11 protein-coding genes are annotated in these 13,749 nt (G+C 63.8%); 6 read left to right on the forward strand and 5 right to left on the reverse strand.

The window, feature by feature from the left end; genetic code table 11:
- Nucleotides 1-33 precede the first annotated feature (33 nt).
- From ACZIRK_RS41140 to ACZIRK_RS41150, 3 genes are all read left to right on the forward strand, one after another.
- Nucleotides 34-573 carry a DUF488 domain-containing protein gene (locus ACZIRK_RS41140; protein WP_130228425.1) on the forward strand — a complete coding sequence of 180 codons (540 nt, stop codon included), beginning with the start codon at nt 34-36 and terminating at the stop codon, nt 571-573.
- Between the two features lie 73 nt (nt 574-646).
- Nucleotides 647-1,432 (forward strand): DUF169 domain-containing protein, encoded by a 786-nt coding sequence (locus ACZIRK_RS41145; RefSeq protein WP_130228417.1) that lies wholly within the window; start codon nt 647-649, stop codon nt 1,430-1,432.
- Between the two features lie 132 nt (nt 1,433-1,564).
- Nucleotides 1,565-2,737 carry a saccharopine dehydrogenase family protein gene (locus ACZIRK_RS41150; protein ID WP_130228418.1) on the forward strand — a complete coding sequence of 391 codons (1,173 nt, stop codon included), beginning with the start codon at nt 1,565-1,567 and terminating at the stop codon, nt 2,735-2,737.
- A 95-nt stretch (nt 2,738-2,832) separates the two neighbouring features.
- Here the strand turns inward: ACZIRK_RS41150 and ACZIRK_RS41155 are convergent, their stop codons facing one another.
- The gene (locus tag ACZIRK_RS41155; RefSeq protein ID WP_130228419.1) at nt 2,833-4,029 is read right to left on the reverse strand and encodes an FAD-dependent oxidoreductase; all 1,197 of its coding nucleotides are present in this window, start codon (nt 4,027-4,029) and stop codon (nt 2,833-2,835) included.
- Nucleotides 4,030-4,152: 123 nt separating this feature from the next.
- Between ACZIRK_RS41155 and ACZIRK_RS41160 the strand changes: the two genes are divergently transcribed.
- Complete coding sequence (locus tag ACZIRK_RS41160) at nt 4,153-4,644, forward strand: MarR family winged helix-turn-helix transcriptional regulator (protein ID WP_245474924.1); 492 nt, start codon at nt 4,153-4,155, stop codon at nt 4,642-4,644.
- On the opposite strand, the gene ACZIRK_RS41165 is transcribed toward ACZIRK_RS41160, so the two are convergent.
- From ACZIRK_RS41165 to ACZIRK_RS41175, 3 genes are all read right to left on the reverse strand, one after another.
- The gene (locus tag ACZIRK_RS41165; protein ID WP_130228421.1) at nt 4,613-5,881 is read right to left on the reverse strand and encodes an O-antigen ligase family protein; all 1,269 of its coding nucleotides are present in this window, start codon (nt 5,879-5,881) and stop codon (nt 4,613-4,615) included. The two genes, ACZIRK_RS41160 and ACZIRK_RS41165, sit on opposite strands and share 32 nt — an antisense overlap.
- A 30-nt stretch (nt 5,882-5,911) precedes the next feature.
- A complete protein-coding gene (locus tag ACZIRK_RS41170) occupies nt 5,912-7,450 on the reverse strand; it encodes an undecaprenyl-phosphate glucose phosphotransferase (RefSeq protein WP_165435420.1) in 1,539 nt (512 codons plus the stop codon).
- Nucleotides 7,451-7,617: 167 nt separating this feature from the next.
- Nucleotides 7,618-8,748, reverse strand: coding sequence for a glycosyltransferase family 4 protein (locus ACZIRK_RS41175; RefSeq protein WP_130228422.1), 1,131 nt, complete (start codon nt 8,746-8,748; stop codon nt 7,618-7,620).
- Nucleotides 8,749-9,029: 281 nt separating this feature from the next.
- Here ACZIRK_RS41175 and ACZIRK_RS41180 point away from each other — a divergent pair, with 281 nt between their 5' ends.
- Nucleotides 9,030-11,261, forward strand: coding sequence for a GumC family protein (locus tag ACZIRK_RS41180; RefSeq protein ID WP_474419498.1), 2,232 nt, complete (start codon nt 9,030-9,032; stop codon nt 11,259-11,261).
- 272 nt (nt 11,262-11,533) lie between these two features.
- Here the strand turns inward: ACZIRK_RS41180 and ACZIRK_RS41185 are convergent, their stop codons facing one another.
- A complete protein-coding gene (locus ACZIRK_RS41185) occupies nt 11,534-12,526 on the reverse strand; it encodes a Bug family tripartite tricarboxylate transporter substrate binding protein (RefSeq protein ID WP_130228801.1) in 993 nt (330 codons plus the stop codon).
- Between the two features lie 108 nt (nt 12,527-12,634).
- Here ACZIRK_RS41185 and ACZIRK_RS41190 point away from each other — a divergent pair, with 108 nt between their 5' ends.
- Nucleotides 12,635-13,597 carry a LysR family transcriptional regulator gene (locus tag ACZIRK_RS41190; protein WP_130228802.1) on the forward strand — a complete coding sequence of 321 codons (963 nt, stop codon included), beginning with the start codon at nt 12,635-12,637 and terminating at the stop codon, nt 13,595-13,597.
- Nucleotides 13,598-13,749 lie beyond the last annotated feature (152 nt).

Below are 13,749 nucleotides of genomic sequence, written 5' to 3' on the forward strand. Positions count from 1 at the left end.
GTGTGAAGCAACGCCATCCGCTCCATTTGCATGATGCCGATCGAAATCAATCCCATCTACACGGTCGGTCACGCGACGCGCAGCATCGCCGAATTCGTCGAGCTCTTGAACGTCGGTTCGATCGGGATGGTCGTCGACATCCGTAGCTTCCCGCGGTCACGAACCAACCCGCAGTTCAATATCGACAAGCTGCCTGAGGCGCTTTCGGTTTGGCAGATCGGCTATATCTGGATCGAGGAACTCGGCGGCCGACGACCAAAATCGAAAGCGGTGCCACCCGAAGTCAATGGCTTCTGGATCAACCAGAGCTTCCACAACTATGCGGACTACGCGCTCTCTGACGAGTTTCGCAAGGGGTTGTCGCAACTGGAGCAATTGAGTTTGGAGCGGAGGTGCGCGATCATGTGTTCGGAAGCCGTCTGGTGGCGTTGCCATCGACGGTTCGTCGCCGATTACCTTCTCCACCATGGACGAGATGTCTTCCACTTGATGGGACCGGCGCGCGCTGAAATTGCCAGAATGACCGCCGCGGCGCGCAAGGACGGCGCATCACTGGTCTATCCGCCGTCGTGACGCCCTGGAACGTGGGTCGCAACCGGCTGTCGATCGGGCTAAGATCGGGCAAAACAAGCCGGGAGCTTACGCCATGCAACAGCAGACACCGCCCGAACAATTCGATCCGGCCACCATGGTGGCCGATCTCAACAGCCTGCTCAGGCTGAAGACGACCGTGATCGGCCTGAAGCTGTTCGAGCGGGTCGAGGACATGATGGCGATCCCGAAGATCCGGCGCCCGACCGCGGTCCATACCACGGACCAGATCGTGAGCATGGCCTCGCGGCTCGGCTGGACGGTCGGCGTCACTGCCGACGATCTCGTCGGCGCGCAATGCCGCGCCGTGATCGGGCTGGCGCCACAGGACGAGAAATGGCTGGCGGGCGAATCCTATGTCGGCGTCTGGCACGGCACGGCGGAAGATGCGCGCAGGCGCCAGGAGGCGCTGGATGTGGTGCCCTATGGCCAGTACAAGGCGTTCGTGGCAAGCCCGCTTGCGAGCGGCCGGCTCAATCCGCCTGACATCTGCCTCGTTTATGCGACGCCGGGGCAGATGATCATCCTGATCAACGGCCTGCAATATACTGGCTACAAGAAGTTCGAATGGGGCGTGGTAGGCGAAACCGCCTGTGCGGATTCCTGGGGGCGGGCGCTGAAGACGCGCGAGCCGTCGCTGTCGCTGCCTTGCTTTGCCGAGCGGCGCTATGGCGGCGTGCCTGATGAGGAGATGCTGATGGCGCTGCCGCCGGCCGATCTCGCCAAGGCGATTGCCGGCATGAAACAGCTCGCCAAGAACGGCCTGCGCTATCCGATCGCGCCCTACGGCATCCAGGCCGACGTACGTGCCGGCATGGGCGTGTCGTATGCGAAGAAATAGGAACTCCTGCCGTCATTGCGAGGAACGCCAGCGACGAAGCCTTCCATGTCCCCACAAGCGGTGAAATGGATTGCTTCGCTTGGCTCGCAATGACAAGAAGGGGCAATCGTTCGTTTCAGGGAAAGTCATCCTATGTTGTCGAAGTTCGACATCGTCGTTTATGGCGCAACCGGCTTCACCGGCCAGCTCGTCGCCGAATATCTCGCTGAGCATTACAAGGGCGACGGCCTGAAATGGGCGATGTCCGGGCGCAGCAAGGACAAGCTCGCTGCGGTGCGCGACGCCATTGGCGCGCCTGCGGACACGCCGCTGATCGTCGCCGATTCAAGCGACGTCGCGTCGCTGAAAGCCATGGTTGGTCAGACCAAATCCGTGATCAGCACGGTCGGCCCGTATCAGCTCTATGGCAACGACCTAGTCGCAGCTTGCGTGGAGGCGGGTGTCGATTATTTCGATCTCTGCGGTGAGCCGATCTGGATGCGGCAGATCATCGACAAGCACGAGGCTGCGGCGAAGGCGAGCGGTGCGCGCATCGTGTTTTCCTGCGGCTTCGATTCCGTGCCGTTCGAGCTCGGCGCGTTCTTCGTACAGGAGGAGGCGAAACGCGTGTTCGGCACGCCGGCATCGCGCGTCAAGGGCCGCGTGCGCGACCTTAGCGGCACGCTCTCGGGCGGCACCGCGGCAAGCGCCAAGGCGACCTTCGATGCTGTTGCCAAGGATCTTAGCCTCGTGGCCATTCTGAAGGATCCCTTTGCGCTGACGCCCGGATTCAAAGGCCCCAAACAACCGCAAGGCAACAGGCCGGCCTACGAGGAAGACCTGCAGTCATGGGCGGCGCCGTTCATGATGGCGCTGATCAACACGCGCAACGTCCATCGCTCGAACATGCTGATGGGTTTCCCCTACGGCAAGGAATTCATCTACGACGAGATGGTGCTGACCGGTGCCGGTGAGAAAGGCGAAGCCAACGCCAAGCTGGTGATGGCCGCGAACGCCGAGAAGACCGGTCCGAACGCGCCAAAGCCGGGTGAGGGGCCTTCGCAGGAAGAACGCGAGAACGGCCGCTACGATCTCCTCTACGTGGCGATTGTGCCGGACGGCCGCCAGGTGCGGGCGTCGGTGAAGGGCGACCGCGATCCCGGCTATGGATCGACAGCGAAGATGATCTCGGAATGCGCGATCTGTCTGTTGCGCGATGCGCCGGACGTTCCGGCCGGCATCTGGACGCCGGGCGCTGCGATGAAGGACAAGCTCATCAAGCGGCTGGTCGATCACGCCGGCCTGACGTTCGCGGTGGAGAAGTAGAAGCCGCGAATCGTAGGGTGGGCAAAGCGAAGCGTGCCCACCATCCACGATCGGTGCAAGAAAGGTGGCACGCTTCGCTTTGCCCACCCTACGAGCTACGCCGCCCGCGGATCATAGACGTACATGAAATCCATGCATCGTGACGTCACCGGTAGCAGCAAACTCAGCACTTGATCACGAACCCACGCGCCCGCGGCGCTGAATTCGCGCTTGCTGTTGCCGTTGCGGCGGGCGATCGCGACGATTTTTTCCGCGCGCGGGCGGCGCTCGTGCTCGAAATTCTGGAAGGTGAGGCCGAGTTCCTGTCCGTCGAGCATAAGCTTGCCGAGCCGCATCGCGTCTTCCAGCGCCAGCGAAGCGCCCTGGCCGGCATGCGGGCTGGTGGCATGCGCGGCGTCGCCGATGAGGAGCGAGCGCTTGCGCGACCAGGTCGGCAAGCTTGCCACATCGAGCGTGTCGGTCACCACCATGTTGTCGGCGGCCTCGATGATGCGCGGGATCGGATCGTGCCACCCTTGATGGAAGTCGCTTAAATGCTGCTTCAACGCCGGCTGATCCATGGCACGGAACGTGGCGGCGTCGACACCGTGCGAGGGCTGCGTGCTCCACCACATCACGCCGTCGGCGGGATCGGCGCTGCAGAAGCCGTAACCGAAGAAGCCGCTTTGGCCGAACGTGGTCTCGACGCGCCCGCCGATCGATCTGCCTTCGAGCACCGAACGAGGCACGAAGCCGCCGAAACCGATCAGCCCGGTGTCGAACGGCTCAGGCCCGTCCGGCACCACATGGCGCCGCACCCTCGAGTGCACGCCGTCGGCGCCGATCAGGAAATCGCCCTCGGCGGTCGTGCCGTCGGCGAAATAGGCGACGATCGGCTGGTCGGGGCGGTCGATGATCTTGACCAGGCGCTTCTCGAAATAGAGCTCGGCGTTCGAGCACCAGGCCTTGTTGAAGAGGATCGCCTGCAGTGTGGCGCGACGCAGATTCACCGCCGGCTGCCCGAAGCGCTTCTCCATGTCGCGGTTGATCGAGCCGAGCTTCCGGCCCGATTGCGAATAAAAATCGAAGGATTCGGCGATCGAGCCCTGACGGATCAGTTCGTCGGCGAGGCCGAGTTCGGCCATCACCTGCATGCCGTTCGGCGCGATCTGCAGGCCGCCGCCGATGCCGCTCGAATGCGGCCAGCCCTCGTAGACTTCGACGTCATAGCCGGCACGCTTGAGGAAGATCGCAGCGACAGGGCCGGCGATGCCGCCGCCAATGATCAGGGCCTTGCGGGGACGGCGCGGCATGGCTTGCTCCGTTCGGTTGCGTGCGTTAGGAAATGTGAGTAATTAATTGTCTTAGTTTATAAGATATATGTTTACTAAGAGATGGGAGAGGCCTTGTCAAGGTTGAAGCCGCGCGCGGCGTTGATGCAGGAACTGGAGGAGGCAATGCGGCGGTCCTCCGCACAGGGCGTGCTGTACGGGCAAGCCGTTGCCAATGTGGCGGGAATTTCCGGTTCCGACCTCGAATGCCTCGACTTCCTCAATCTCGAAGGCCGCGTAACGGCGGGCCGGCTTGCGGAGGTCACCGGGCTCACCACCGGCGCCATCACGGGCGTGGTCGACCGGCTGGAGAGAGCCGGCTTCGTGCGCCGCGAGCGTGATGAGACCGATCGCCGCAAGGTCTATATCGTCACTGTGCCCGAGAACGCTGCCAGGATTGGGCGCTACTACCTGCCGATGCAGGAGGCGATGCACCGGCTCTGGAGCACCTATTCGGAAGCTGAGCTGCAATTGCTGCTGCGCTTCGCCAACGAGGGCTACAAGTCCGTGCTGGAAGCGACCGAGAAGCTCAAGGGGCTGCTCGATACGCCCGAGGAGAAGCCGGCTAAGAAGCGCGGGCGTCCGCCTCGGCGGTGAGTGCCGGCTCGATAGCGGGACGGTAGTGCGCCGCAGCGACATACATGCCCCACATCGCCCCAAGCATCATCCAGAAGTGCCGCCAGTGATCGGTGTCGATGATGAAGCTCTCGCCGACGGTGCCGAGGAAAGCCGAGAAGATTGCCAGATAAGTCCGCTGCCAGGGTACGGGCAGGAAGACATAGCGGAAGCCCGTCATCACGGTAACGAAGACCAGCGCCGGATAGACGAGGCCGGAGATCCAGCCGCCTGACATGAACGCGTTCAGGTAGGAATTGTGGGTGTCTTCGGGGAAGTAGTTGCGGAACTGCAGCGGCCCGATGCCGAAGGGCAGATCGAGCGCCATCTCGGCACCAAGGATGTGGCGCCCGAACCGGCCGAAGCGTCCTTCGTCATAGCTCTGGTCGAAGCTCGCGCGCTGCTTGAACATCTGCGCGGTCGAGTCGAACGACAACAGGATCGCGACCAGCGCGACCGCGAGGACGATGGCCACGAGCGCCATCACGATGATGCGCGAGCGTTCCGTCTGCGAGCGGCTGGTCAAGACCATCGACGCCAGCATGAAGGCCGCGGTGATGACGAGGCCGCCCCAGGCCGCGCGCGAGAACGCGAGCAGGATCGCGAGCGACATGATGCCGAAGGCGATGGTGTTGCGGAAAGCCTTGGCGGGAGGGGCGGAGACGACGCTTTGCAATGAGAACAGCGCCGGCAGGATCAGGAAGGCGCCGAGCACGTTCGGGTCCTTGAAGGTGCCGCGCGCGCGCTCATACAGGGTCAGGAGGTCGTAGCCGCCGGGCACGAGGTGGAAATAGCCGCCGATCGCCGCGAGCGACGCGATCATCCCGCCGACGACCAGGCCGCGCCGGAGCATATCGAGGCGCGCCTCGGTATCTTCGGAAGTAACCATGGCGAAGAACACCACGGTGACCGCCATGTACCAGGATGTCGCGATCCAGGTCGCGATCTCCGGCCTGTCGAGGACCGGGATGGCGCCGATGCTGTAGCCGACATTGAGCGCGACGAGCATCATGAGCAGCGGCATGATGGCAAGCCGCATTCGCAGGCCGGTGGCGAAGAAGATGATGACCGCCGTCAGCGTGACCAATTCGTAGGGGCTCGGCTCGATGAAGACGATCGCGCCGGAGGCGCCCGCCAGCCACACCATCGCGCGCTGCAGCGCCAGCACGCCGGGCGCGGCTTGCGGAAATGAACTCTCGGCTGTCGTCGCATACGCCATTGCGAACTCACGCAACCAAACCGACGGCCCTCAATACGCGTTCTCGTTCTTGGTCAGCAGCGAGAACGGCGTCTTCAGGAGGATGTAGAGGTCGAACAGCACCGACCAGTTCTCGATGTAATAAAGGTCGAACTCGACGCGCTTCTGGATCTTCTCGTCGGTGTCGACCTCACCGCGCCAGCCGTTGATCTGGGCCCAGCCGGTGATGCCGGGCTTGACGCGGTGGCGGGCGAAATAACCGTCGACGGCTTCATCGAACAGGCGGTTCTGCAATTTGCCCTGCACCGCATGCGGGCGCGGGCCGACCAGGGAGAGATTACCTTTCAGCACGACGTTGAAGAGCTGCGGCAATTCGTCGAGGCTGCTCTTGCGGATGAAGCGGCCGACGCGGGTGACGCGCGGATCGTCCTTGGTGACGACCTTCGAGGCGGTGGGATCGGCCTGATGATGATAGAGCGAGCGGAACTTGTAGACGTCGATCCGCTCGTTGTTGAAGCCGAAGCGCTTCTGGCGGAACAGCACCGGGCCCGGACTGTCAAGCTTCACCGCGAGCGCCACCAGCCCCATCACCGGCAGCGCGGCGAGCAGGATCAGGCCGCCCACGATCCGGTCGAACAGCCATTTCATCACCAGGTCCCAGTCGGTGATCGGGGCCTCGAACACGTCGAGCGTCGGCACCTTCCCGAGATAGGAATAGGAGCGGGGACGGAAACGCAGTTTGTTGGTGTGCGTCGACAGGCGGATATCGACCGGCAGCACCCAGAGCTTCTTCAACATTTGCAGGATGCGGGTCTCGGCCGAGATCGGCAGCGCGAACAGCACGAGGTCGACGCGGGTGCGGCGGGCAAACTCGACGATGTCGTCGACCTTGCCGAGCTTCGGGCTGCCGGCGCAGCTATCCATCGCGCGATCATCGTTGCGGTCGTCGAACACGCCGAGCACGCGGATGTCGGTGTCGGACTGCGCCTTGAGCGCTTCGACGAGCTGCTCGCCGTTCTCGTCGGCGCCGACGATCACGGTGCGGCGGTCGAGCCGGCCGTCGCGCGCCCAGCGCCGCACCAGGCCGCGCAGGATCAGCCGCTCGGCGATCAGGGCGGCAAGACCCACGAAGAAGAATGCCGTCAGCCATACCCGCGAGATCTCGCCGCCGAGCTTGACCAGGAACGACACGCCGATGAACAGCAGGAACACGATCGCCCAGGACGAGATCATGCGCGTCGTCTGCCGCAACTGTCCGCGGAACATCTGGATTTCGTAGATATCGGCAGCCTGGAAGCAGACCACCGCCGATATCGTCATGGCAAGGATCGCCGCGACATATTCCCAGCGGAAGCCGGAGAGCGGCATCACGTACCAGAGGTAAAGCGCGACGCCGACCAGGCTCAGCAGGATGAAATCGACGAGGCGAACGATGCCGGTGATGACAACCGGCGAATAGGCGCCGCGGACCCTTTCATTGGTGATGGTGAGCGCGGCGGGCGATAGCCGGCGGCGCCGTTCGACCGGCGGACGGCCGCCACCGGCGGTCGCTGTCGCGTCCAGCATCGAGCGTGCGTTAATCGGTTCCACGTCGTTACGTCCGTTGTTTGAGCATGATCTTTTCGGAAAACCGGTGCCCACTTTTCCGGATCATGCTCTTGCGGCCGCAGATAGGGGTGCAAAGGCCGCTGCGGAATTGCCCCGCGTCAGGGATTAGGGGAGAAATCGGAACAAACGGTTACGTGGGTAACTTGTGGTTAACGATTGGCAAACGCGTCGCGATAGCCGGCGAGCACGCCCTCGACCATCGCCTTCTGCGAGAAATGCGCAAAGATGCGCTCGCGCAGCGCCGTTGCGCGCGCCAATGTCGCGGCGGGATCGTCGAGCGCGCGACTGATCGCTTCCGCCATAGCAGCAGCATTGCTCGGTGCAAACAGCGCATCCGTGTGCGGGCCGAAGATCTCGGGGATGCCGCCGACATTGGCGGCTACCATCGGGATCCCCGCGGCCGCAGCCTCGATCACGACATAGGGCATGGAGTCGCCGCGAGAGGGAACGACCAGCAGCTTGCCTTTCGAGAACCCGTAGCGCGCTTTGACATGGCCGATGAAGCGCGCGGCATCGCCAAGCGCAAGCTGTTTGACCTGTGCCTTCAGCTTCTCCGACTCCTCGCCGTCGCCGGCAAGCGTCAGCGTCACCGGCTTGCCTTCGGCGCGCAGTTTCGCCACGGCGTCGATCAAGAGGTCCGCCCCCTTGATGTGCCTGAACTCGCCGACATAGACGATGTCGGTGGCATCATCAGTGCGATCGATCGCATCGAACTCTTCCGCGGTCACGCCGTTGAACACGCAGCGCACCACGCCGCTGGTCGGCGTGCCGACCGTGCGTTGATAGGTGTCGCGTGCGAAGGCGCTTTCGAACAGGAACAGGTCGGTGCTGTTCATCAGCGCGCGCTCGAGCCGGCTGTAGAAATTGCCTTTCAGCGTATCGAGCGGGTAGTGCAGCGAGCCGCCATGCGGCGTGTAGACGCGAATCGTCTGCTTGGAGTGCGGCCGCAGGCGGACGTAAGCGCCGGCCTTGGCGCCGTGGCCATGCAGCACGTCCGGCTTCCATTTCCATATCAGGCCGGCGATCTGCGCCCAGACCATCGCATCGGCAAACCGCGGCTCGCGGCGAATGGCCACACGGCGGACGCCGAGTTTCAGGCGCGGCTCGATTTCCGCAAGCGCGGTGGCGGCGCGCTCGCCGCCGGTGATGCTGTCCGTGACGATGCCGACGTGATGGCCACGCTCGATCTGTCCGTTGGCGACGTCGAGGATATGACGAAAGATCCCGCCGACAGGGGCGCGCACGACATGCAGGATGCGGAGCGGCTGGTCGGAATCCATGGTCACAGCCCACGCCCGCTAATGAATATGCGATCGCCGGCAGAGGCGCCGCGCGCAAGCATCGAAAGCAGGCGAAAGACAGCGGCGCGCAGGCGGCGCATTCTGGGAATCCCGACAAAATATCGCGGCCGATTAAGGACGCCCATGGTTAACAAAGCGTGACGCGCGGGCGTGTGCGTCATGCTGTTCGTCAAGCGGGCCGATTAACCCAGCGGCAACCTTAATGGAGTGTAATCGCGCCGGCCGAAGCAGATTGAGTGGCGTCCCCGCGGGAGTGAACAATGCGTTTTGCGTTCTGGCGTGCAGGAAAGGACAGGGCCGTGGTCCAGCGCGCGCTTGCAAAGCCCGCGTCGGCTGCGACCGTTGCCCCGTCGCCCGTAGGCGATCTCGACCTGCCTGCGCTCGGTCGGGCGCTGATGCGCAAGCGGAGCTGGATCATCGTGCCGACGGTGCTGGCGTTCACGCTGTCGCTTGCCGCGGTCAATATGGTGACGCCGCGCTACAAGTCGGAAGCGCGCATCCTGATCGACGGCCGCGAGAACGTGTTCCTGCGGCCGAGCGGCGAGCGCAACGAAGAGCGCAACGTCGTCGATCCGGAGGCCGTCACCAGCCAGGTGCAGCTCCTGCTGTCGCGCGACCTCGCGCGCGAGATCATCAAGAAGAACAAGCTTGCCGAGCGGCCGGAATTCGATCCGGTGCTGCAGGGCTTCTCGCCGCTGAAATCGCTGCTGGCGCTGTTCGGCATTGGGCGCGACCCGTTCTCGCTGACGCCGGAAGAGCGCGTGCTGGAAGCCTATTATGACCGGCTCCAGGCTTATGCGGTCGACAAGTCGCGCGTCGTCGTCGTCGAATTCCAGTCGCGCGATCCCGAGCTTGCCGCGCGGGTCGCCAACTCGATCGCCGAAGGCTATCTGGTGCTGCAGCAGAATGCGCGGCAGGAGCAGGCGAGAACGGCGAGCCAGTGGCTGGCCGGCGAGATCGAGAATTTGCGGAAGAAAGTCGCGGACGCCGAATCCCGCGTCGAGGACTTTCGTTCCAAGTCGAGCCTGTTCGTCGGCACCAACAATACCTCGCTGTCCAACCAGCAGATGGGCGAGCTCAACACGCAGCTCAATAATGCGCGTGCACTGAAGGCCGATGCCGAGACCAAGGCGCGGCTGATCCGCGAGATGCTGCAGAGCGGCAAGCCGATCGAAGCTTCCGAAGTGTTCAATTCCGAACTGATCCGCCGCCTCAGCGAGCAGCGGGTGACGCTGCGCGCGCAGCTCGCCGAGCAATCCTCGACGCTGCTCGACAATCATCCGCGCATCAAGGAATTGAAGGCGCAGCTTGCCGATCTCGATCGGCAGTTGCGCGAGGAGGCGGGCAAGATCTCCCGCACGCTGGACAATGACGCGCGCGTTGCCGGTGGCCGCGTCGAGGCGCTGAGCGCGAGCCTCGATCAATTGAAGAAGCAGGCATCGTCCTACAACGGCCAGGACGTCCAGCTCCGCGCGCTGGAGCGCGAAGCCAAGGCGCAGCGCGACCTGCTTGAGTCCTATCTGGCGAAATATCGCGAAGCCAATACGCGCGAGAACATTGACGCAGGACCGTCCGATGGCCGCATCATTTCGCGCGCGTCGGTCTCCAATACGCCGGCCTATCCGAAGAAGCTGCCGATCGTGCTGATCGCGACGCTGGCGACGCTGTTGCTTTCTTCGGGCTTGGTCGTGACTGGCGAGCTCTTGCGCATGACCGCGCCGCGCGCAGCCGCGGCACCGGTCGTGCCGCCGATAACGGCGCGGGCGCCGGTTCGCGCTGCCGCCGTCGAGAGCGACGACGAGCGGGAACCGGAGCTGGAGCCGGCAGCGGGGCCCGAGCCCGAGGTCGAGGCCGCATCCATCGCGCCGCAGCCTGAAGCCGCCACTGCCATCGGAGAAATCGAAGAGCTCGCCGAGAAGCTGCGCCGGGCTGGCGCCGACGCACGCAAGGTTACGGTGCTGGGGACGGCCCCGAGCGAGAGCATCGCGCTGAGCACGCTGACGCTGGCGCGGCTGATGGCGCGCGAAGCCAAGGTCGCCGTCGTCGACCTTGCCGCGGCGTCGCCGACGATAGCGGCGGTCTCGACCGATCCCGGCGCGCCAGGGCTTGCCGAATTGATGCAGGGACAGGCGACCTTTTCGGAGATCATCACGCGCGACCGGCTGTCGCGGGTCAATCTGGTCAGTGCCGGCCGCCCCGGATTCGATCGCGCGCAACTGCAGTCGCCGCGGCTGACGCTCGCGATCGACGCGCTGCTCAGCGTCTACGACCACGTGCTGCTCGATGCCGGCACGGCTTCCGACCTGCCGGCCGATCTGTTGACGGCGCACGCCCGCGCCGTCGTGGTGCCGGACGCCTCGATGGCCGACGATGCCCGCCGCCTGATGCGCGAGCAGCTTGCCGCGGTTGGCTTCTCGGAAGTGACGATGCTGACGAAGCCGTGCGAGCCATCGGACGCCGTCGAGCCGGGCCCGCGCGTGGTCGCAGCGTAGACCAGCGGCGCCCGCAGGGCTGTGGCATATGAAATAGAACTTGGTGGGCGATCCCTTCGCGGCCCATCCTTCGAGACGCCGCTGCGCGGCTCCTCAGGATGAGGTCTGATTTCGCGGTGGAATCTTAGACCCTCATGGTGAGGAGCGCCGCTTGCGGCGCGTCTCGAGACGATGCTGCGCATCGCTCGGAGAACCACGAGGCCCGCATCGTCCACAGCCTCCAAACAGTTATATGCGATAGCCCTGACGACGCCCGAGGGTAGCTGAGACCTTCAATCGGTCGGCGTGAACTCGGTTGCCTGCACGATCGCTTTCCAGCGCTCGGATTCGGATGTGATGAGCCGGGCGAAGTCGGCGAGGGGAATTGCGTCGATCTCGACGAACTGTTTTGCCATGCCGGCTTTGACCTCGTCGGTGCGCAAGGCCGCCTGGATCGAGCCATTGAGCCTTTCGACTGTTACCGCCGGGGTCTTTGCCGGCACGAAAAACCCAAACCATGTAAGGTCCTGAAGCGAGGGATAACCGGCTTCGGCCATCGTGGGCACATCGGGAAGAAACGCGCTGCGGCGTGGACCGGTGGTCGCCAGCGCACGAAGCTCTCCGGACTGGACCAGGCCAACGGAACTGCCGAGCGGCATGATGGCCGAGGCGATCTCGCCTTTCACGAGATCCTGTATCGCGGCCCTGCCTTGATAGGGCACATGGAGATACTCGAACCGCGCAGTGCGGCCCAGCATCGCCCCGGTGAAGTGCAGCGTCGATCCAGCACCCGCCGTGCCGTAGGTCGCCTGCGTCGGATTGGCGCGGCACCATGTGATGAATTCAGCCAGCGTCTTTACCTCGCGCGGCACCTTCGGACCCACCGTCAGCAATGTCGGGAATGAGGCGACGGTCGAGACCGGAATAAAATCACGCGGCTCGTATCTGAGCGTCTTGTAGACGTGAGGAAACAGCGTCAAGAAGCCAAGCGGCGCCAGCAGAAGGACGGATCCATCGGGAGCGGCCGCCTTCACGGCCTCCACCGCGACCCGTCCGCTCGCACCTGGCCGGGTCTCGACCACGATCGACGCCGCATAATCCTTCATCTGATCGGCAACGAGCCTCGCCACGGCATCGGGAAGCCCGGGCGTGAAGCCCGTCAGTATATGCGCGGTCTTCAGGCTCGGCTCGGCGATGCTGTGCGGCACGAGACCGGCGGCGGAGAAAGCAATGCCGGCGCCTGACATTGCCAGCATTTCGCGGCGCGTCATCACCATCCAGGCCATCGGATCCTCCGCGTCTGAAACGACTGGGTCGAGAGGATGCTTGAGGCGGGCATATCCGTCCAATGCTAGTATGTGAGGGTTTCATAACTGTTTTGATAAGGATCGGACATGCAATCCATTGAGCGAGCCCGGCGCCGCATCAAGCTGCGCGATCTCCATATCCTGCTCGTCGTGGCGCAACGGGGCAGCATGGCAAAGGCCGCGGCAGAATTGGCGATTTCTCAGCCTGCGGTCTCGAGAGCGATCGCCGACATGGAGCATGCACTCGGGCTTCGGCTTCTCGACCGCGGCCGCAACGGCATCGACCCCACGCCGTATGGGCGCGCCCTCGTCAAGCGCGGCACAGCGATTTTCGACGAGCTGATGCAAGGGCTGGAAGAACTCGAATTTCTTGCCGATCCAACCATCGGACAGCTCCGCATCGGTAGTTCGGAAAGCGTTGCGGCTGGCCTGCTTCCAGCAGTCATCGATCGCTTCACGCGGCGCCATCCAGGCATCCGCCTGAATGTCGCGCAGATGGTGCTTGGCACCACGCGTTACAGCGAACTGCGCGAGCGGAGCATCGATCTGTTGCTGGGCTGGATCCCGACGCCGTTCGCCGAGGAAGATCTGGCGGTGGAGCCTGTGCTGAGTGACCCGCGGGTCGTGGTTGTCGGGCAGCGAAGCAAATGGGCGCGATGTTCCAAGGTCAGCCTGGCCGATCTTGCCGATGAAGCCTGGATCCTGCCGCCGCCGGACACCTTCCCAGGCTCAGCCACGGCTGATCTGTTTCGCGAAAGCGGATTGAGCGTGCCTCGCACGCCGGTCACGACGCTGTCGCTTCACCTCTGCTGCAGGCTCGCTGCGACCGGGAGCTTCGTCACCTTGCTTCCAAGCTCGATTGTGCAGTTCAGCGGCCGCGATCTGTCGCTGAAGAGACTTCCGGTCAAGCTGCCGCGAGCGTCGGCTGTGTCGGCGGCCATTGTAACGCTGAAGAACCGCACGTTGAGCCCGGCTGCCGAGATATTCGTCGCGTGCGTTCGCGAGGTCGCGAAGTCGATGGCAGGCAAATCGACGGCCCACACGCAATGAGCTGCACGTCGGTGTAATAGATGAAGCTCTAGGCTGTGTGGACTCTTGGGATTCTCAAATCAGACGGAACGTGATTCAAGGCTTTCTTTTAGGAGGAAGCCTTGGGGGTTCTGGATCGGCTCGTTCTAAACGACACGCAATGGGACCGTATC

The organism is Bradyrhizobium sp. Leo114 (assembly GCF_055229415.2).